At 25.4% G+C, this 22,700-nt stretch carries 19 protein-coding genes; 1 reads left to right on the plus strand and 18 read right to left on the minus strand.

Features of this window, described 5'->3' with window-relative positions; genetic code table 11:
- Nucleotides 1-124: 124 nt before the first annotated feature.
- The gene (locus tag KQI36_RS04265; RefSeq protein WP_216449727.1) at nt 125-2,785 is read left to right on the plus strand and encodes a cation-translocating P-type ATPase; all 2,661 of its coding nucleotides are present in this window, start codon (nt 125-127) and stop codon (nt 2,783-2,785) included.
- A gap of 28 nt (nt 2,786-2,813) precedes the next feature.
- Here KQI36_RS04265 and KQI36_RS04270 read toward each other — a convergent pair whose 3' ends face one another.
- From KQI36_RS04270 to KQI36_RS04355, 18 genes are all read right to left on the minus strand, one after another.
- Nucleotides 2,814-3,158: a hypothetical protein gene (locus tag KQI36_RS04270; protein ID WP_010293269.1), complete on the minus strand. Its 345-nt coding sequence runs from the start codon at nt 3,156-3,158 to the stop codon at nt 2,814-2,816.
- Nucleotides 3,159-3,343: 185 nt separating this feature from the next.
- Nucleotides 3,344-3,670, minus strand: a complete 327-nt coding sequence (locus KQI36_RS04275) for a PqqD family protein (protein ID WP_216449728.1) — start codon at nt 3,668-3,670, stop codon at nt 3,344-3,346.
- 149 nt (nt 3,671-3,819) lie between these two features.
- Complete coding sequence (locus tag KQI36_RS04280) at nt 3,820-5,742, minus strand: OPT family oligopeptide transporter (protein ID WP_216449729.1); 1,923 nt, start codon at nt 5,740-5,742, stop codon at nt 3,820-3,822.
- A 276-nt stretch (nt 5,743-6,018) separates the two neighbouring features.
- Entirely contained in the window at nt 6,019-8,025 is a 2,007-nt protein-coding gene (locus tag KQI36_RS04285) for a hypothetical protein (protein ID WP_216449730.1), read from the minus strand.
- A 264-nt stretch (nt 8,026-8,289) separates the two neighbouring features.
- Nucleotides 8,290-8,991 carry a purine-nucleoside phosphorylase gene (gene deoD / locus KQI36_RS04290; protein WP_216449731.1) on the minus strand — a complete coding sequence of 234 codons (702 nt, stop codon included), beginning with the start codon at nt 8,989-8,991 and terminating at the stop codon, nt 8,290-8,292.
- A 485-nt stretch (nt 8,992-9,476) separates the two neighbouring features.
- A complete protein-coding gene (locus tag KQI36_RS04295; RefSeq protein WP_216449732.1) occupies nt 9,477-10,172 on the minus strand; it encodes a hypothetical protein in 696 nt (231 codons plus the stop codon).
- A gap of 4 nt (nt 10,173-10,176) precedes the next feature.
- On the minus strand, nt 10,177-11,121 hold the full coding sequence (locus tag KQI36_RS04300; protein ID WP_216449733.1) for an ATP-binding cassette domain-containing protein: 945 nt from the start codon (nt 11,119-11,121) through the stop codon (nt 10,177-10,179).
- Between the two features lie 208 nt (nt 11,122-11,329).
- A complete protein-coding gene (locus KQI36_RS04305) occupies nt 11,330-12,010 on the minus strand; it encodes a TraX family protein (protein ID WP_216449938.1) in 681 nt (226 codons plus the stop codon).
- Nucleotides 12,011-12,270: 260 nt separating this feature from the next.
- The gene (locus KQI36_RS04310) at nt 12,271-14,115 is read right to left on the minus strand and encodes an ABC transporter permease (RefSeq protein ID WP_216449734.1); all 1,845 of its coding nucleotides are present in this window, start codon (nt 14,113-14,115) and stop codon (nt 12,271-12,273) included.
- Nucleotides 14,105-14,854: an ABC transporter ATP-binding protein gene (locus KQI36_RS04315; protein WP_216449735.1), complete on the minus strand. Its 750-nt coding sequence runs from the start codon at nt 14,852-14,854 to the stop codon at nt 14,105-14,107. The genes KQI36_RS04310 and KQI36_RS04315 overlap by 11 nt, the downstream gene beginning before the upstream one ends.
- 17 nt (nt 14,855-14,871) lie before the next feature.
- Nucleotides 14,872-15,849, minus strand: a complete 978-nt coding sequence (locus KQI36_RS04320) for a sensor histidine kinase (protein ID WP_244991466.1) — start codon at nt 15,847-15,849, stop codon at nt 14,872-14,874.
- The gene (locus KQI36_RS04325; RefSeq protein WP_061994707.1) at nt 15,827-16,549 is read right to left on the minus strand and encodes a response regulator transcription factor; all 723 of its coding nucleotides are present in this window, start codon (nt 16,547-16,549) and stop codon (nt 15,827-15,829) included. Before KQI36_RS04325 ends, KQI36_RS04320 begins: the two co-directional genes overlap by 23 nt.
- A 157-nt stretch (nt 16,550-16,706) precedes the next feature.
- Complete coding sequence (locus tag KQI36_RS04330) at nt 16,707-18,632, minus strand: ABC transporter permease (RefSeq protein WP_216449736.1); 1,926 nt, start codon at nt 18,630-18,632, stop codon at nt 16,707-16,709.
- A complete protein-coding gene (locus KQI36_RS04335) occupies nt 18,622-19,386 on the minus strand; it encodes an ABC transporter ATP-binding protein (RefSeq protein ID WP_216449739.1) in 765 nt (254 codons plus the stop codon). Before KQI36_RS04335 ends, KQI36_RS04330 begins: the two co-directional genes overlap by 11 nt.
- A gap of 19 nt (nt 19,387-19,405) precedes the next feature.
- Entirely contained in the window at nt 19,406-19,903 is a 498-nt protein-coding gene (locus tag KQI36_RS04340; RefSeq protein WP_216449746.1) for a transglycosylase SLT domain-containing protein, read from the minus strand.
- A gap of 225 nt (nt 19,904-20,128) precedes the next feature.
- A complete protein-coding gene (locus KQI36_RS04345; RefSeq protein WP_216449747.1) occupies nt 20,129-20,476 on the minus strand; it encodes a hypothetical protein in 348 nt (115 codons plus the stop codon).
- A 104-nt stretch (nt 20,477-20,580) separates the two neighbouring features.
- A complete protein-coding gene (locus tag KQI36_RS04350) occupies nt 20,581-21,894 on the minus strand; it encodes a sensor histidine kinase (RefSeq protein ID WP_216449749.1) in 1,314 nt (437 codons plus the stop codon).
- Nucleotides 21,875-22,549 (minus strand): response regulator transcription factor, encoded by a 675-nt coding sequence (locus tag KQI36_RS04355; protein WP_216449750.1) that lies wholly within the window; start codon nt 22,547-22,549, stop codon nt 21,875-21,877. Before KQI36_RS04355 ends, KQI36_RS04350 begins: the two co-directional genes overlap by 20 nt.
- Between the last annotated feature and the right edge of the window lie 151 nt (nt 22,550-22,700).

The raw sequence follows: 22,700 nt of genomic DNA on the forward strand, positions 1-22,700 counted from the left end.
TGGGGATATATACCAAGTATTAATTTGGTTACAAGACCTTTGATATAGTTCTCAATAACTTTGAGTGCTATATCAAAGGTCTTTTTTGTTAAATAATATCTAATTTTGAAAGGAGCATTTATAAATGAATAATTATTTTTCAAGGTCTAAAGAGGAGGTTCTAACTGAATTCAATTCTTCTGTTAATGGATTAACTGACAATCAAGTCAAATCATATACAGAGAAATATGGTTTAAATGAACTTAAAGAAAAAGAAAAGAAAAGCACCTTTATTGTTTTTTTAGAACAATTTAAAGATTTACTAGTTCTTATACTTATTATAGCTGGAGTAGTTTCAATGGCTATAGGAAATATAGAAAGCACTTTAGTAATTTTTGTAGTTATTATTCTTAACGCTATACTTGGAACTGTTCAACATGTAAAAGCTGAACAATCTTTAAATAGCTTAAAGGCGCTGTCGGCTCCAAATTCTAAAGTTATAAGAAATGGTAATAAAATTGAAATACCATCTAATCAAGTTGTCCCTGGTGATATATTAATTTTAGAAGCAGGTGACTTAGTTGCTGCCGATGGTAGAATTCTTGAAAACTACTCACTTCAAGTTAATGAAAGTTCATTAACTGGTGAATCTGAAAGTGTTAATAAATTTTCTGAAATAATAAATGCAGAAGAAATTGCACTTGGAGATCAAAAAAACATGGTGTTCTCCGGTAGTCTTGTTACTTATGGTAGAGCTAATGTATTAATTACTAAAACAGGAATGGACACTGAAATTGGTAAAATTGCCTCTCTTCTTGAAAATACGCAAGAAAAGAAAACTCCATTACAAGCTAGTCTAGATGATTTCAGTAAAAAACTTGCTATCATAATTTTAATCATCTCAGCTATCATATTTGGAATAGATGTATTTAGAGGTACACCTATACTTGATTCATTAATGTTTGCTGTTGCACTTGCTGTAGCTGCTATTCCTGAAGCCTTAAGTTCTATAGTTACTATAGTTCTTGCTCTTGGAACTCAAAAAATGGCTAGTGAAAATGCCATTGTTAAATATCTTAAAGCAGTAGAAGGCCTTGGTTGTGTTTCTGTTATATGTTCTGATAAAACAGGAACTCTTACTCAAAATAAAATGACTGTAAAAAAATCTTTTGTTAACGGTAAAATTATCGAAGATAAGGAATATAATTTAAATGATGAAACTGAAAAATTACTTCTTCAAACATCAATTTTATGTAATGATTCATCTGCTGAAGGTGGAAAAGAGATTGGTGATCCAACTGAAGTTGCATTAGTTAACCTAGGAAAAATTTACTCTATAAATGAATTAGAATTAAGAAATAAATATGAGAGAATTTCTGAAATTCCATTTGATTCTGATAGAAAGTTAATGAGTACTTCTCATAAAATAAATGAAAAAAATTTAATGCTTACTAAAGGAGCACTAGACGTACTTCTTAACAGAGTTAAATATATTAAAACTTCTAATGGTGTAAGAGAAATTACAAAAGAAGATATAATCTCAATAGAAAAAACTAATAGAGAGTTCTCTGAAAATGGTTTAAGAGTTTTGGCTTTCGCTTATAAAGAAATTGAAGAAAATCAAAGTTTAACTTTAGATGATGAAAACAATTATACTTTCATAGGATTAATCTCTATGATTGACCCTCCAAGAGAAGAATCTAAAAAAGCTGTTCATGATTGTATAACTGCTGGAATTAAACCAGTTATGATAACTGGAGACCATAAGATAACTGCTTGTGCTATTGCTAAAGAAATAGGAATATTTAAAGATGGTGATTTAGCTCTTGAAGGTTTAGAACTTGAAAAAATGTCAGATGAAGAACTTAAAGAAAAAGTTGATAAAATATCTGTTTATGCTAGAGTTTCTCCTGAGCATAAAATTAGAATAGTTAGAGCTTGGCAGGAAAAAGATATGATTGTTGCCATGACTGGTGACGGTGTTAATGATGCTCCAGCTTTAAAACAAGCTAATATTGGTATTGCTATGGGAATCACAGGTACAGAAGTTTCAAAAGATGCTGCTTCTATGATTTTAACAGATGATAACTTTGCTACAATTGTTAAATCAGTAGCTAATGGAAGAAATGTTTATAAAAATATAAAGAACTCTATTAGATTCTTATTATCTGGTAATACTGCTGGTATATTAGCAATATTGTATGCTTCATTACTAGCTTTACCAATGCCATTTGCTCCAGTTCATTTACTATTTATAAATTTACTTACTGATAGTTTACCTGCAATAGCAATTGGACTAGAGATGGGAAATGATGATTTATTAACTGAAAAACCTAGAAACTCTAAAGACTCTATATTAACAAAAGACTTTATTAAATCTATTTCAGTTGAAGGTTTATTGATTGCTGTATTTACTATGATTGCATTTCATATAGGACTAAATTTTGGTGATGCTGCTCTTGCAAGCACAATGTCATTCTCTACATTATGTTTAGCTAGATTATTCCATGGATTTAATTGTAGAGGAAAACAATCAATATTTAAACTTGGATTTAAATCAAATAAATATAGTATATGGGCATTCTTAGCTGGATTTGTATTGCTTACAGCAGTGCTTGTAGTACCTGTATTACAAAACTTATTTGAAGTATCACCTCTTAATTTAGGACAAATAGGTTTAATATATATCTTAGCAATAATCCCTACTGTATTAATACAAGCTTACAAGCTTTTAATTAATGACAATTCAAATACTAATAAAAAAAACTTATCTAACTCAAATAAAGATAAATCTATAGCAGCTTAAAAAAGTGGTGCACATTGCACCACTTTTTTTAATTATATTTCAAACTATAAACTCTTTTTTTATCGTCTACAAGTTGTATTTTATCAAGCTTTATTAGTCCTTCAATTACGTGATTAGTAAATTGTATCTTATTAGTTACTCCTATCTTTTTTTTGCTCCATAATACACCAGTTTGCTCATTAGATATTAACTCTCTTATTTCTTTTGCACTAATCACTGTACCTTTTTTTAAATATTTTAAAACTTTATTACAACATTTAGTATATAACTTGTCCAATAAAACTGTGTTTAAGTTTCTTTCTTTTATAATACCTATATAAATTAATAGCATTGTTAAAAGTGCTATTGCTATAACATATACTATATATTTCATGACGTTCTCCTTTTACAATTAAGTATAACTTTATGGTTTCAAATTAAATTTTGAACTTATTCATTTATCAAATAAGAAAACTCAATTTAATATTTTATCAATAACTAACAGATTATTTTAGTTAAAGGCTAATAGTTGTATTGATTATTACCGATTTTGATTACTTTAGGTTTTAGGTTATTTATCTATATTTTTATATATCCATTATTATTAAGTATAGTTAAGTATTTTAACAATCTTGGAATTGCAGGTTCTATTTTTTCTCCGTATTCCTCTCTTATTTTTTCAGATATTTCATATATGTTCCTATTTCCGTCGCATAAATTCCAAACCTTAGAACCTATACTTTCCAATTCAATCCTAACAACTTTAGGTTTTCTAAAAATCTTATTCAATAATTTTTCAAAAGGAGAATTTCTAAAAACTATTATTGTCACATTTTCATCAATACATTTCCAACTTAATTTTTCATTTCTTTTTGGAATTCTCTCCATAATATTTTTACTTTTCATTTTATTAAATATATCCTCCAATCTTTAGTTGAAAATTAGACTTTTAAACAGTATACAGTGAGAATTTAAACTCTTTTTTAAATTCCCACTGCTATACTATTTGTTTTTAATAAAATTCTATCTCTATTAATTAAATTAATTTACTATTCTTATACCTTATCAGCTTCTGCATCTTTCATAGCTACTTTTAACATATAAACTAAAGATAAGGCTAACAATATAAATATTACAAGTGAGCCAAACTGTCCTACTATAGGATTTGCTAGTGCAAAGTCTTTTCCTCCAACTGCAAATCCAGCTAAAATAACGCCCATTATACCTTCACCAGCAATAAGACCTGATCCGTATAATATTCCAGCTTCATTAGCAGCAGTTCTTTTATTTTCATTTTTAACAAACTTATCTACTATACCTTTTATAAGACCACCAACCATTATAGGCGTTGATAAATGTATTGGTAAATAAAGTCCTATAGCTACTGGTAATGATGATACTCCTAGCAATTCAAATATTATAGAAGATACTGCACCCATAAATACTAAATTCCAAGGTAAGTTTCCATCCATAATACCTTCAATTATAAGTTTCATTAATCCAGCTTGTGGAGCTGCTAGTTCTTTACTTCCAAAAGTATATGCTTTATTTAAAAGAATCATTATAAATCCTACGGCTATAGCTGCTGCTAATACACCTACAAGTTCTCCAACCTGTTGTTTCCATGGAGTTGCACCAACTAAATATCCAGTTTTTAAATCTTGAGAAGTATCTCCAGCTATTGCTGAAGCTGTACATACAACTGCACCTATACACAATGCTGAAATCATTCCCTCTTTACCAGACATTCCAGTAACTTTTAATAATATTGTTGTTAAAAGTATTGCCGCTATAGTCATTCCAGAGATTGGATTTGATGAACTTCCAACTAAACCAACAACCCTTGAAGATACTGTAACAAAGAAAAATCCAAAGATAACTATTAACAAAGCACCAAACCAACCTACTGGTATTTGAGGTAATACAGCTATTAATATTATAGATACTATTGTCATTCCTATTATAAATTTAGGTCCTAAATCTCTGTCTGTTCTTTCTACTTCTACCATTTCACCCTTTTGTTTCAATCCTTTTAAAGCATCTTTAAATGATGAAATTATTACTGGCAATGATTTTCCTAAACTTACAATACCACCTGTAGCAACGGCACCTGCTCCTATATATTTTAAATAATTAGACCAAATGTCCCATGGTCCTAAGTTTTTTACAACATCTGTAGCTGGAAATATAACTTCACTTGAACCCATTCCAAAGAAAGTTATCATAGGTATAAAACAAAGCCAGCCAAGTATAGCACCAATTAACATATAAGATGATATTCTAGGTCCTACTATATATCCAACACCTAAAAGTGCAGGTAATGTATCCATACCTACTGTTGCATTAGAGTAACCTTCTATTGTTTTTTCTATTTCTGTTGGAAACATTTTAAACCCATCACCTATTAATTTATAGATTGCACCAACGGCACCTCCTATAAATACCATTTTAGCACTGTTTCCACCTTCTTCGCCTGCAACTAAAACTTCTGCACAGGCAACTCCTTCTGGATATGGAAGCACTCCATGTTCTTTAACTATTAAATATTTTCTTATAGGAATCATGAATACTACACCTAGTACTCCACCTACTAATGTAATAACTGTCATTGTTAATGCAGTTGGGGCCTCTCCCCATAAAAACAATGCTGGAATAGTAAAGATAGCTCCTGCAACTAATGATTCACCTGCCGATGCTATAGTTTGCACCATATTATTTTCTAATATAGATTTTCTTTTTAATAGAACTCTAACTATAGCCATGGAAATAACACCTGCTGGTATTGATGCAGAAACTGTCATACCAACTTTTAGTCCTAAATAAGCATTTGCTGCACCAAATATTATACATAGTATTATACCAATCACTATTGATAATGCAGTAAATTCTGGCATGACTTTGTCTGCTGGGATGTACGGAACATATTTTTCCTGACCATCTTTAAGACCATAAGCACCTTCCGGTAAGCCTTTTTTCATTGATATTCCTCCTTCTTAATAAATTTTGATTTTAAAGAGACTTTAAATACAATTTAATACTTAATGTAAAATAAACTATGATTACTTAATGATAATAATTTTATAAAAATGTAATTTAAAATATATCTCTTTACATCAAAACTTTATTTAGTCTTATAATTAAAGTATACTTTTGTATAATTTGTTATATTACTAAATAATGTGTAAACATTTTTCTTATTTGTTTTTATATAAAAGAGAAAAAGATTAGCAATTTGTTGCTAATCTTTTTACTTTCTATCTATCTTGTTTACCATCAGTAATATTTGAATCAGTTCCAACTATTATTTCTTTTTTTATCCATGCTTCATTATCATTCTCATCTATTATTAAAAAATGTATATAACCATTCTTATTTATGCCCTTATAACAAACAGTCTTATCATCATCAACAACTAAATGAGTTTTTTTAGAATCTACTTCAAATTTTTTTATTTCCCCATCCTTAAAAACAACTTTTCCACCAATAACATATACAGGCTTACTATAATTAGTTAAAATAGCATCTACCGTTCCATCTCCATAATACTTTAAAATTATTTCTGCATTAGGTAAAGATTTATCTATTTCTATTAAATAAATATAATATTTTTCTATACTATTAAATAAATTAATTTTTCCTACTAATTGCTTATATCCCGTAGCATTTATTATAATTTTATATTCACCTTTATCTAAACTTTCCATGTTGAAATTATTTTCATCACAATTTAAATCAATGTTTTTTCCATCTTTACTCAAAGAAATTTGCCCATCTAATATTTGTTCTTTACATGATTGTTTATTTTTAAATATACCCTCCTTGCAATTTTTATCACACTTAAAAACCTCTATATTTAAATTACTTTTTTCACTTTCAACATCATCTCTTATATTGTCAAATAAAATTTCTATATTTTCATTTAATTTTTCGTTACTATTTAAATATATATATTCAATTATTTTTTTTTCTTTATAAATCGCCTCTACCTTCACAAATCCTGATTGTATGTTTTCTACACCAAACATCATATTATCATCTTTAAGTTTAGTAGCTTTAATATTATTAAATCTAACCTCTAAATCATCTTTATCTAATCTAAGTTTCCATGCTATACTATTTATATTTTTATTGTCTATCATGTTTACTAAATTACTGCTATAATAAACTCCTTCAGGTATAGTACTATTATTTTTCTTTTTTTTCTCCCATCCATTTCCTCTTATATCTAATACCTTTTCATCTTTAACCTTATTTTGTGTAAAAACTAATACATCTTTTATTTTTTCATTTTTTTTCAATGCAATATATCCCTTAATCGGTTCTAATTCACCACAACATATTTCAATCTCTAATTCCTTTTCATTTGTGTACAGTTGAAACTGCCCTGTAGTCTTATTAATTTTATATTTAATTTCCTTATTATTTAATGATTTTATGCTATAATCAGTTTTAATTCTTTCTTTATTTATACTTATAAACTCATCTATTGATATATTATTGTTTTTAAATATACTTAAAAATTTGTTTTCATCATAAAGTCCTGGTCTATATATAATATTATCTTTTACTGGAAGTTCAAATACTTTACCAGTAATTTTATATTTATAACTTGATTCATCTATATCATCATTTAACTTTTTTAACTTAAATTGACACTGCATTTTGTTTAAATCTATATTTTTTAAATTTTTCACCATATTTTCTTCAATTTTTAGTGCAGAGTTTCTTTGTATACCATCCACAATATAGTAATGCCCATCCTTAGTTTTAATACCTACTTCAGGATTTTTTCCTGTTCCAAATCCAAATGTATGTTCTTTTTCATAACTTTCCTTTAAAATCAAATTCAAATTTCCACCTATATTTTCACTTGTTAACTTTCTTCCTGTTGCTTCATTATATATTTCATATAAATGCTCTGTTTTATATTTATCCCACTCATTATTTCCCTCTGGTCCAGTGTTTTTTATATATTTTAAAATCCATCTATAATTTTTAGAATCTGTATACTTATCAGCCTTCAAAATTCCATCGCTATTATTATCATCATATAAAAAAACTTCTTTTAAATGTTCATCTACTGAATTTATAGTATAAACCCCTTCTTCTATCTTTTCTAAAGGCATCATTTCTTGAAATGATATTTCACTACAAGTATTTTGTAATTTATTTTCATCAGCGTAAACCAATAAACTTGCTGAAAACACAAGGATAGCCATAATAGCAACTATTATAATACTAAAGTTTTTATTTTTACCCATTATCTCACTTCCCTCATAACTCATAACCAATAAAATTTTATCCTCTATTATAATTACTTATCACTTTACTGCTAATAATATTAATAATATTGTCTCTTTTAAAACAACAGTTTTATTTAGTTTCTACTCTTATACATATTATTCTTTTATCAACTAAATATTTCCTTTACCCCTTAATTTTAATTTATTCCTTAAATAAGAAAAAGGTTATATAAAGATATTTTTTATCTTTATATAACCTTTTTCTTATTTAATGATTTTAAACTATAATTCTAATGCTATTTCCATCATATCAGTAAATGTTTCTTGTCTTTCTTTGGGATTTGTTTCATCACCTGTTAATACGTGATCTGATACTGTAAGTATAGATAATGCTTTAACTTTATTTTTAGCTGCTAACGTATATAACTCTGCTGTTTCCATTTCTATAGCTAAAGTACCATAATCTATCCATTTTTGTATTCCCATTCCTGTATCATCATAAAATAAATCACTGGATAATACATTACCAACTTTTATATTTAATCCTTTATTTATACCAATCTCATAAGCCTTATTTAAAAGCTCAAAATTAGCTGTAGGTGCATAATCCATTCCTTGAAATCTTCTTCTATTAATTCCTGAATTAGTTGAAGCGCTCATAGCCAAAACTATATCTCTTATTTTAACATCCTCATTTATTGCTCCACAGCTTCCAACTCTAATTAGCTTTTTAACTCCATAAAAATTTATAAGCTCATTAGCATATATAGATAGTGATGGAAGTCCCATTCCAGTTCCCTGTACTGATATTCTTTTCCCCTTATATATACCTGTATATCCATACATACCTCGTACATCATTATAACATTTTACATCTTCTAAATAAGTATCTGCTATAAATTTTGCTCTTAATGGGTCCCCTGGTAATAGTACTATCTCTGCTACGTCCCCTTCATTAGCCATTATATGTAGATGTTTAGCCATATTAAACCCTCCTTTTAAAATATAATCTATTAATTATATAATATTATTATTTATAAATTATAACATTATTGTATTTTTTTAAAAAGCTATTATATAACTTTAAACTCTTTTATCTATCAGATAAAAGTATATTTGAGTTTCTTTAAAAATTTCACAGATTAGCAGTTTATGAAGTAGAGAGTATTATATTGGAAGTGCCGAAACAATTCAAAAATATATTCAAAATCAAAAGTTATTGTAATGTAAAATTAAGGTAGTACCGAACCACCTTAATTTTATGCCCTTTCATCCTCCGAGATAAACAAAACATAAAGCAATCAAAGCTGTTCGTAAAAAAGCACGTTTAGTATTATTAGGAACATAGTGAGTAATAATCACCACAACTATTAACTGTTCACTATTAACTTTTAACTAAAATAATCTGCTAATTATTGATAAAATATTAATCTTAAATTTTCTCATTTGATAAATGAATAAGTTTAAAATTAAAATTCACCTTTTGAACTTTCCGTTAAAAGTGATAAAATTAACATTATTATAGCTATAGGCACTATCCCTATTAATACTAATTTTATATTTAAAGCCTTAAATCCAACTATAATTGGACTTCCTAATGTATATACCCCAATTATAGAAGATATTATTAACATATTTATATTAAACTTTATTCCTTTTAATATTATTTTTAAAATACTATTTTTATTTTCTAATATATTTATTCTAATAAAAATTTCATTTTTGCTCATCGCCATTGATGTGGCTGTATTAATCATTTCAATACTAGTATTTTTTTTCAATTTAATTATACTATCACTAAAATAAATTATATTGTATATTACCAATAAAATAATTACTGTCTTTCTTCCACTACCTAATATAATAGTTAAAATAGCTAAAATAGCTATATATGGCACAAAGTTTATAAGCTCTATAAATAATTTATACACTTTATAAAATTTACTTCCAATTTTACTGTTAAAAATTATAAAAGATATTATTGAAAAAACTATAGCTGCCATAATAGCTATAACTACCATAACTATAGTGTTTAAAAATAAATATTTCATACTATGTGGAATTGACCAAATTTCTTTTTTTAAAACAATCATATCTATAAAATTAATAGTTAAACCTAAAATTATAGATAAAAATAATATTATTCCATGCTTTTTCCTAATCATCTCTCTACCCCTTTAAATAAGTTAAAGCTTTTATTATATCCTTTACATTAAGTGCTCCAACTATCTTTCCATTCTCTCCTAATACATCTAAATCATAAACAGTCTTTTGAAGCATAAATGTCAATGCATCTTTTAATGTTTTATTTTGAGAAATCCTTTCACTTGCATCTTTCCCCAGTTTTGGTATCATATAGTCTTCAATTACCATGTTAGATAGCATGTTAATATATAAATCAGCAGAACTTCCATCATTTAAAATGTCTACTTTTGAATTAGACATTAATTTATCTGCTCTATCAAAACTTTTAAGTTTCCCCTCTTCTATAACAGCTACCCTATCTCCAATTTTTATAGCTTCTTCTAAATTATTCGTAGCAAATATTATTGTTTTACCTAGTTCTTTATGTAATTTTAAAAGACATTCTGAAAGCATAAGCCTAGATTCTGATTGTAAATTTTTAAAAGGCTCGTCCATAATAATAATATATCCATCATTTAAAAAAGCTCTTATAAGACCTATCTTATGAATTTCTTCTGTATTTAATTGATATACTTTTTTGTTTTTATATTCATAATAATTTAAACCTAAAATAGAAAAATATTCATCTAATGTATTATCAATTTTTGTATTATCCCAATTTAATTTTTTAGGAACTATACTTAAATTCTTTCTTATATCCATATTAGAAAATAATCCAACCTCTTTATTTATGTACCCTATACTCAATCTAAGAGTTTTTATATCAAAGTCGTTTATATTAACATCATTTATGAATATTTCTCCTAAATCTTCAATTACTATCCTATTTAACATATTCAAAATCGTAGTTTTCCCACTTTTACTTTGACCTAAAATTACAGTTACTTCTCCATCTATAACATCTAAATTTAAGTTTTCAACAATAATTTCTTTATTATATATCTTTGTAACTTGCTCAAATGAAATCATTTTATCCTCCTTAATTCTATTAAATACTCTTTTTTCCATAGCTCCTCACTCTATAATATTATATATTTTTTTCTTCTTATTTATATACCTTTCCTTCAATATATCGACATTTATTCATATATTATAATACTTTTTTAATTATAATCATAAAAAAACATAAAAAGCATATAACTTTTTATGTTTTTCAAACTTAATCATATTCAAAATTTTATATAAACATTGATATAATCTTTATTATAACTAAATGCAAAGGATAAAATATATAAAATAAATACTTAGTAAATTTATTGTTTAATCCTCTTTTACCATTATATAAAAGTATAAAAATTATTGAAAATACCATCATCCATTGAGGATCATTCATAATTAATTGCTCATAAGCATTTCCGCTACCTATAGCTGAAAAAACACCAGTTATCAATAATGAAAATGTAATATAGGCTACTGACATAATAAATTTTTTATCTCTTAAAAAATAGAATATTAAAGTCATTCCTACTCCAAATATTGAAGCTTCTGAAAAAAATGATGCAATAATAACTAATACTGAACATATTATCCCTAAAATATATTTTTTGCTGTTTTTTGTATATTCTATTACATACATTAATAATACAGCTAATGCTAAGGATAAGAATATATTGTTATGAATATGAAATACTACTCCTATTATTTGCATAATTAATGCAGAGCCAAATAACCTACCCATGTATTTAACTTTACTTTTGGTGTGAAAAAACCCTTCTACTATAAAGTAAAAAAATATAGGTGAAACTACTCTTCCTATAAAATTAAACCATATAGGCATACCTGAAAAATTACTTCCTACATGATCAAATACCATTAATATCATTGCTATAATTTTAATTGCAAATGCATCCATAAATATCCTCCTTTAAATTTATTTTCTTTAAGGATATTCTATTCCATTTATTAATTAACTCAAATTTAAATTACTTTCATTTAAATTACAATGTTGTAATAAATCAAACTTTAATGTTTCAAGCTCTTATAAATTTTTAATCCTTTCACAACTTCTATTTAAATTTATTTATTAAATCTTTGTTGTTATTTAAAAAAATTCAAACTATCTATTATTAACCATGATGTTAATGGTAAAACCCTATATAAAAGCAAAATATGAATTCATTATACTTTATTTTTTAATTCCTCAATACTTTTAAATCTCCAAAACAAAAAATACACTATATTTATAAGAAATATTACAGTGAATATTGTTACAATTTGATTTAATATACTTACAGAATACATCATACTTGCAAATTTCATAAACATAAATGCATTTAGAAATGCTAATATATATGGTACAAAGAATATAAATGCCATTTCTTTTGATATTATTTCTTCTATTTCTTTATCTGTTACACCAATACTCTTTAAATTTCTGAAATTAATTTTATTATATATAACTTCATTATAAAATCTAATATAAACTAAACTTAATGCCATAAAATAAATTAATGTACAAATTAATGTAGAGAAATATATGTATATTTTATTTACAGATATAGAATCATAGTACCTACTTACTCTTGATATCATATAAAATGTATCTTGTTTATCATATTTATAATATTCTTCTCTTATGTCATCAATTATTTTAGTAGCTTCTGTCCATTTAGGCAAATCATATGCTATACAACTAACATAATTTAATTTTCCATTTAATTCATTAAAAATATTTTCTGAAATAACATATAAATCTTTACCACTAATTGCATATGTTACATTGGATATAACCTTCTTATTTATACGTAACTTCTTACCATTAACAGGTATATAATCTTCTGTAATTTCATCATTAAATAAGGGGACACTATAGACCTCATCATCATTAACACTAATTTCAGACTTTCCATGTTGTAAAGCTAATTTATTATAGTCTTCATTACTTATAAATGAAATATACTCATTAAAATTCAGTATCTTATATTTAGTTTTATAGTAACTAAAATTATCTTTTTCTAATATATTATCTAGATCTTTTTCAAAGGGAATTGTTTCACTTTTATTATTTATGAAAATGCAATATGTATAAGGAATTTCAACCTCTAAGTTTTTTGCTACTACCATAGAATCCGTATATAGCATAGATATTATAGCAAAGGTTACAGTTAAAAGAATTGTTGCTAAAATTACTATATTAGACATATTAATGAACCGTTCTTTAATTGAGGATAATAGTATTATATTTTTACCTTTTATTTTTATGAAATGTATCTTAGATAATAAATGTAAAAAATAAGGAATTAAATATTTTAATAATATAAAATTTATAATAGCTACCGTAAAAAATTCAATAGCAACGTAAATAGGACTTATTTCAATATGTGAATTAAATCTATGTAATAATATCATAAGTATTAATATTATTATAGACGTATAAATTTTCCTTTTATTTAAAGCTTCAGTTTTTTTATTATTAATTAAAAGCTCATCACATCCTTTTTTTAAAATTTTCTTATAATTAATAGTGTAAGCTAAAATGAATATTATGGTATAAGCTAAAACAGTTTCTATTATTGCATAAGTTGGAAAATAGAAATTCATATTTTCTATTTTTGTAATATCACTAAAAATTATAAGAAAAAATTTTAAAAATATAACACCTAATATAACACCAATAATTATTGCACTTCCACCAACTATTAAATTTTCTATCATAAAAAACTTATAAAAATCTTTATAATCTACACCCAGTGCCATTAATACTCCAAATTCTTTTTTTCTCATATTTATAAATGTACTTAATGAATACATTATAAAAAATATAGATATTAGAATAACTTCAAATTTCATATAACTAATATCAAACTGTAAATCACCTTTTACACTTTGCATTAATACAGGATGATTTATTATAGCTGAAGTTATTATGAATATAAAAACAGCTGCACAACTGCTAATTAAATAATATAAATATAATTTCAAATTTCTTATAGTACTTTTAAATAAGATTTTTTCAAAGTTCATAATCATTCCCTCCTAGAAAGGAAAGTACATCTAATATTTCTCTATAAAATTGCGTATTATTTTCTCCTTTATATATTTCATTATAAATTTCTCCATCCCTTAAAAATATAACTCTACTTGAAAAACTTGCAATATAAGGATCATGAGTAACCATGAATATAGTTGTATTCATTCCGGTTTGTATCTTCTTCATTAACTTCATTACATCATTACTGCTTTTTAAATCTAAACTTCCTGTTGGTTCATCTGCAAATAAAACTTTAGGCTCTGTAATTAAAGCTCTAGCTATAGCTACTTTTTGTTTTTCTCCTCCTGAAATTTCAAATATACTTTTATGTAATATGTCTTTTATATTTAAAAATTCACTTAAAAATTTTAATTTAGATTTTATTTCGCTATTCTTTTTATTTAAAAATGTTAATGGTAAAATTATATTGTCTTTTACATTTAAATAATCCAATAATCTAAAATCTTGAAATACACAACCTAAATTTTCCCTTCTAAATATTGTTATTTCTTCTTCTGAGAAATTACTAATATTTTTATTATATATTTTTACTTTTCCTGCAGAAGGCTTTGTCATTCCATAACAAATATTCAAAAAAGTACTTTTCCCACTGCCTGAAGGCCCCATAATTGCTATAAACTCATTATTTTCTAAATAAAAATTTAAATTTTTAATAGCAAATTCACCTTTTTTATAAATTTTATAAACTCCTTCTAGTTCTATTAAATTCAACTTATCACCTCAAAACGTTATATTATAATAATAACTTTAGTTCCAATTCCTTGCTGTGACTCTATATATATTTGATGATCTAATTTATTGCACACTTCTTTTACTAAATGCAATCCCATTCCTGTTGATTCACCATAAGTTCTTCCATTTTCACCTGTATAGAAAGCCTCAAAAACTCTTTTTATATCACTTTTAGATATCCCTATACCTTCATCTATGACTTGAATCTTCACTCTATCATTTTCCTTCTCAGCTATAACTTCTACAGATTTGCCCTTACCTTGTGAATATTTTATACTATTTATTAATATTTGTTCTAATATAAATTCTATCCATTTTTTATCGCTATTTATAATTAGCCCCTCTTCAATTCTAGTTTTAGGAAAAATTTTATTCTTTATAAAATAACTTTTTAAAGTATTTATAGCATTTTTTATAGGAATTTCTGCTGGAAATTGTTTTATTGAAAAATCATTTCTGAAATCTTCTATTCTAGCATTGTATAAAGCTAATTTTAATCCTCTTTCTAATTTATCAACTTCACTTTTTATATCTAATATAAATTCTTCTCTTTCATATTCTTGCATATATAGTTTTATTACTGAAATCGGCGTTTTCATATGATGAACCCATTGATTCATAAAATCTAACTGTTCTTTTTGCCTTTTTATTTGATTATAAACTTCACCTTGATAAAATCCATACATTTCATTACTGATTCTATTTAATTCCTGTCCTAAATAAGAATCTCCAAACTCTGATACTAGTTCTTCAAAATTTACATAACTTTTAGATAATCCTTTATAAAACTTTTTATTTTTGAAATATCTACAACCCATATAAATTAAAACTATAAACATATTTAGAATAACAAAATACATTTTGTTATTTACAGTATTAAGTCCATCAAAGATTAAGTCACAGCCGAATATTAGTACAAAGCTAAATAAATATATCAAAACAAACCCTAAATTATCTTTTATAAACAGTTTCATCTAATTGCCTCCAACTTATATTAATCCTATATCCTGCCCCCCTAACAGTTTCTATAACATTTTCTATATTAAGCTCTAACAATCGTTTTCTTAATCTTGTTATATTTACATTTAGTGTATTATCATCTACAAAGGATTGATCATCCCAAAGTTTTTCTAATAATACATCTCTAGATACAATTTTAGGATAACTGCTCATAAGACAATCTATAAGTTCACACTCCTTTTTACTTAATATAACCTTATTTTCCTTATATTCCAGTTCTAATCTTTCTGGGTATAGCATTAGTCCTTCTAAATTTACAATTCTTTCATTTGATGTTGATGCATATTCTCCATATACTCTTCTTAAATTGCTTTTTATCTTAGCTCTTACAATTTCATAATTAAATGGTTTAACTATGTAATCATCTGCACCACTTTCTATAGCCATTATCTGATTCATATCACTGTCTCTAGCAGATATAAATATTATAGGACATAGTGATTTTTGTCTTATTTTACTACACCAATAATACCCATCAAATTTGGGTAAATTTACATCCATAAGAACTAAATTGGGGTTTTCTCTGTTGAAAATTTCCATAACTTCATCAAATTTTTCAACTTTAAAAACACTATATCCGTATCTTTCAATATATTCACTTAACAATGTTGCAATTTTCAAATCATCCTCTACTACCATTATTTTATAAGACATACCCTTATCTCCATTTCATAAATTTTATTTATAATATAAAAAATACAATATTATTATAAATAAGGTATGTCTATTTTAAACATACCTTATTTATATTATCTATTATTTCCGTAAAATTATTTCAATAGTTTTTAATTTACTATTTTAAACCTTCCATCTATTCAGTTTCACTTATTATTTTATAATAATTTTTTGAAGTTATTATGTAATATATCATGTATATCACAATGTATGGAATTAATACTTGCAGTTCAATTAAAGCTGTATTTTGATTAAAAGCCTTTGCTATATATGAAATTGCTACAGCACTATGCACTATTCCTACAATTAAAGGAATTATAAACACATATGCAACCTCTTTGTATATTGTAGATTTTATACTTTTTTCACTAACTCCTATCTTTCTTAAAGATTTGTATCTACCACTTTCTTCTGTTGCTTCTGAAATTTGTTTGAAAAATATTATACTTCCCATTGCAACTAAGAATACTCCCCCTACAAATATTCCTATGAATAGCATTCCAGAAATAGATGTAGATTGTTCTTTAAAGTTTTCATAGTAAGATGAATATATAAATATATCACTTCTATCATCTTTATTTTTTAATACTTCTTCATTTACTGCATCATTAATCTTTTTATCTAACATTTCTATATTTTTATTATCGGAAAGTTGATATATATTTAATTTTTGTAACTCACCAATTTTCTTTACTTCATTATAATCTTTATCATTTAGTATAATGGTTTCAAATGACATATGCTCATTTATTAAATTATTTTTATAATATTTCTTTATAGTATAATTTTCAAAATTAATATTATCATTTGTTATATTTATTTCTTTAGGCTCTTCTTTATTAGATGCACTGTCTCCAAATTCATAAAAATATAGACATTCACCTGGTTTTAAATCAATATTTTCATATTTTTTCTCTCTTAAATTATTTATCTTATCGAAATCACTTTCAGACATCACATTCAAATTTGACTGTTGTAAATCTACTTCACCTTCAACTTCAACATATTCAGCCTTTGTACTTCCTAAAAATTTAGTATTATTTTCTTCTTGTATAAATTTTGTAATATCACGGTCTAATGACTTACTATCTATAGATGTCATATATGAATATGGATACATATCATTAAACTTCCCGATAAACTTATCATAATAGCTTATACTTACACCCATAGCTGTTATAGTTGTTGCACTTAAAATCGCTATTAATGCTAATGCTCTAGAATTTCCTTTTATTCTAAACAGTAACTTAGATGTTACTATCATATTTAATCCTTTAAAATAAGATGTTTTATTTCTTTTTCTAGCCTTTATTAAAAATATTAATAAAGATGAAAATAACATAAAAGTTCCAACAGTTATTGATATTAATATTACTATCAATGATAACTCTGCATTTGAGGAATTTATTAAATTTAAATAGTTAAGATATCCAAACAAAATAAGTATTATTGATAATACTGCTTTTATCATTGATGCTTTTGGCTCAACTTCTCTTTTGCTTTCTGCTTTAAATAAATCTATAAGCTCAAATTTATAAATAGTTCTTCCACTAATAATAGAAACTAAAATAAAGATTATAATAAATGCTATAATTGTATTTATTATTCCTTTACTTGTTATTACTTTTCCAATAGGTATACTAAGTCCAATCATCTTTATTAGAACAATAGTTGCAAATTTCGCAAATATAGCTCCTAACAAAATTCCTATCACTAATGCTATAATACCAATAAAGAAAGTCTCTAAAAACAACATTCTACCTATACTCTCATTTTCAATTCCTAAAAGAGAATATAATCCAATTTCCTTTTTTCTTTTCTTTAGAAAAAAGTTATTAGAATACCATATAAACATTCCAGAAAAAAATAATATTATGTAAGATGACATTTTAAAACCTGTACTAAGTTTAACACTTTCTTGTAAAATACCATTTATTGTTTCATTAAACTCTAAAGATTTAAATATAAAAAATATTGATACTGATACTATTATAGAAACAAGATAAACAATATAATTTTTCAAATTCATTTTAACATTATTTTTTGCTATATTAAATATCATCTGTAGAATCACCACCAATTAAAGCCATAGTATCAATTATTTCCTGAAAAAATACTTTTCTTGTTGAAGATTTATGAATTTCTTTATAAAGCTTACCATCTTTTATAAAGATTACCCTTTTACAATAACTTGCAGCACCTGGATCATGTGTTACCATCATTATCGTAGCTTTTCTTTCTTCATTTAACCTTTCTAAGGAATTTAAAAGTTCTTTTGATGACTTAGAATCTAATGCTCCAGTAGGTTCATCTGCTAGTATAATAGATGGTTGTGATATTATTGCTCTAGCTGCTGCTGTTCTTTGTTTTTGTCCTCCTGAAAGTTCAGTTGGGTATTTATTTAATAGTTCTTCTATTCCTAACCTTTTACATGTTTCCATAACCTTTAACTCTATTTCTTTAACACTTACCTTACTTATAGCTAAAGGTAAAGCTATATTTTCTTTAACAGTTAATGTATCTAACAAATTAAAATCTTGAAATATAAATCCTAAGTTTTCTCTTCTAAACTTAGCTAATTCTTTATTATTTAAATCAGTAATATTTTTTTCCTCAATTTTAATTTGCCCATGAGATGGTTTATCTATAGTTGATACTATATTTAATAATGTACTTTTTCCTGCCCCTGATGGTCCCATTACACCTACAAATTCTCCTTCCAAAATTTGTAAATCTATATTTTCTAATGCTTTATAACTAATCCCTTTAGTTTTATATACTTTTGAAACATTTTTAATTTCTAATACGCTTTTCATTTAACCATTCTCCTTATAGTTATTTTAATGATGGATATAAAAATTTATATATTTTTTGTCTATTTTCAATTTTATCTCCATAGTATTTTTTTGCATATGACTTATCTTGTTCTTCAACTTCACCATTTCTACTTACCCAATTTGCCATCATTTCCTTAAAATCTTTACCATTAAAATTTTCTGATATATAAAATGAACCTAATCTTATATTATTCTCTGCCTTAGCTACATCTGCTTTGTTTTCAATTTTTATTCCTGCCTTTTTTGCTATTTCCATACCTGACTCATCTGTTATATTCATAAGTCCAGATGGTCTTCCTTTTTTATAAGGTGTTTCTCTGAAATTTGTTTCAAAGTGAATAACAGCCGCTATAACAGACGGATCTACTTTGTAATTTTCTCCACACTCCTTTATAACATCTATATTTGTTATAGGAAATAGCATTTCTCTTACAAATAGCCCAGAGCTTATTACTATTACAGCTAATGATAATAAAACTATTGTTACTTTCTTCATGTTTTTTATTCCTCCAAACTATACTAAAATTTTATTTAATAACTTAAAATTAATTTTTTAATTTATTACAAGTTTATTTTAATATGGATTTATAATTTTAAATATTGATTTATATTTCATAAATATTACAGCCTTGTAATGTTAATAAAAATAACCTTGCTAAAATTTAGCAAGGTTATTTTTACTACATATTATTTTATAATCTATATAATTCTTATTTTAATTTTATACTCCCTGTTCTACATTTCCATTTCCATTTCTAATTTTAGGACCATTTCCATTACAACAACCTCTATTTTGTTTACAGTTTTCTTTATTTTGCTCACAATTCTCTCTATTTTGAGGACAATTTTCCTTATCTCCTCCATAATAACATTGATCATTCGTGTTTTCTTCCACTGCTGGAGTTTCAGTCCCATCACTTATCTTAACCGGTGCAATTTCACTTTTTACTTCAGATTGCATATTTTGACTCTTAGTTTCAACATTATTTGATGTCCCTGCAAAAACCATTCCTGTAGCACCTAAAGTCATAGTTGTTGCCATAATTAATGATAATATTATTTTTTTCATTTTAAATTCCTCCTATAAGTTAAATTCATATTCTCTAATATAATATTACTTATAAGTTTTAATACTTTTTTGTTTAATTTGTGATGAATTTGTGAAAATTGTAATTAAAGCACTTTATCTTTAGGGATTATGAAATAAAATTCTACTCCAGATTCTTTCAAGTTTCTAGCACCATATGAAAATTCATGTTTTAATAATATTTCTTTTGAAATAGATAAACCAATTCCCATTCCTCCACTACTCTTATTTTTTAAATATCTATCCCAAACTTCACCTACAATTTCTTCATCTATTCCTTTCCCATTATCTCTTATGCTTATTTTTACATTATCACTTACATCTTCTAATATTATTTTTATAGAATCTCCACAGCTATGTTTTATACTGTTATCTATTAAATTATAAATTACTCTATATAAGTAAATTTCATCACCTTTTATAAAAACATCATAATTAAAGTTATTTATAACAATTATTCTAAAATTATTATTACTCATAAAACTAATCTTTTTTACACATTCCTTTATAATATGAGTAATACTAATTCTTTCGAAATTCATATTAACTTTACCTTCTTTTATTTTTGAAAGTTGTAATATTTCAGATACTAACCTGTTTAACCTATCAACTTCTTCAATTATGATTTCACTATATTCTTTTACCTCTTCTCCTTTTACTAATTCATCACCTATTGCCTCGCTATAATTTTTAATAATACTTAGGGGAGTTTTAAAATCATGACTGACATTAGCTATAAATTCCCTTTGCAAATTATATTTATAGCTTATTTCCTTAGACATTTTTTTAATACTTTGTGCCAACTCCTCTATTTCATCTCCTGTTTTAACATTTATATGTACATCAAAATTTTCTTTTGCTATTTCATCTGAAGCCTGTTTTAAATCTATTATAGGCTTTGTAAATCTTCTTCCAAGATAAATAGCCAATGGATTTGATATTATAATAGAAACCATAAATATAATAGCTAAAATTAAATATATTAAATTTATATATTCTTTTGTATCATAATAACTTTTCATTACAACTATGTATCCAGAATCTGTAGATTTTTTATACGTTAAATATTTTTCTCTTTTATTAGTAACTAAAATGTCCTTTTCTTTCAACTTTTCTACATCTACTTTATTTAACCACATCATTTTCCCAGGTCCAAAACAATGTGAATTACCACCTTCGCTAATTATTCCTAATACTAATGAACTACTATATGTTCCATACATTTTATATTCTGATTCTATTTGACCACTTATCTTTTCTAACTCATTATATTGTTGCTTTATGTATACTTTTCCTAAAAGAACTGTTGAAAAAATATATCCTAGTCCCATAACAAGAACTGTAGATAATAGAAAGTATTTTAAAATTCTCTTAGTTATTTTATTCGTTCCTGTCTTCAAGTTTATAACCTACCCCCCACACTGTCTTTAAATTCTCATTAAAATATTTTATTTTTTCTCTTAGATTTTTAACATGAGTATCTATCGTTCTAGAATCTCCTATAAAATCATATCCCCATACCTTTTCTAAAAGTTTTTCTCTATTAAACACTATATTCATATTTCTAATCAAAAAAGTCATTAAATCAAACTCTTTAGGTGTCAAAGTTATAATACTACCAAACTCCTTTACTAGATGTTTTTCTACATCGACTATCAAATTATCAATCTTAAAATTTTCACATCTATTTTCCTTAATTGTATTAATTCTAAGCTTAACTCTTAATACAAGTTCCCTCATACTTATAGGTTTTACCATATAATCATCTGCACCTAACTCTAATCCAAATATTCTATCTTCCTCATCACCTCTAGCGGTTATCATGATTACAGGGACTTTAGAATCTAATGATTTTGATTTTCTTAACAAAGACCATCCATCTTTTTTAGGTATCATAACATCTAAAATTATAAGATCAAAAGTTTCATTTTCTATAAGTTCATTTCCTTCAAAACCATCTTTTGCACATATAATTTCATAGCCCTCTTTATTTAAATATAGTTTCATAACATCTCTAAGTTTTTTTTCATCTTCAACTATTAATATTTTACTCATAATGACACCTCACCCTTACTTACTATATAGTTTATAAGTAATTATACATATTTTTAATAGAAATTTACTTATTCTATTATACTTTTAACATTAAATTTATAATAGAAAATAGCTGTTTAAAACAACATTTTACTATTATTTTAAACAGCTA

The sequence above is a fragment of the Clostridium senegalense genome (assembly GCF_018916625.1).
GTDB classification, from domain to species: Bacteria; Bacillota; Clostridia; order Clostridiales; family Clostridiaceae; genus Clostridium_J; species Clostridium_J senegalense.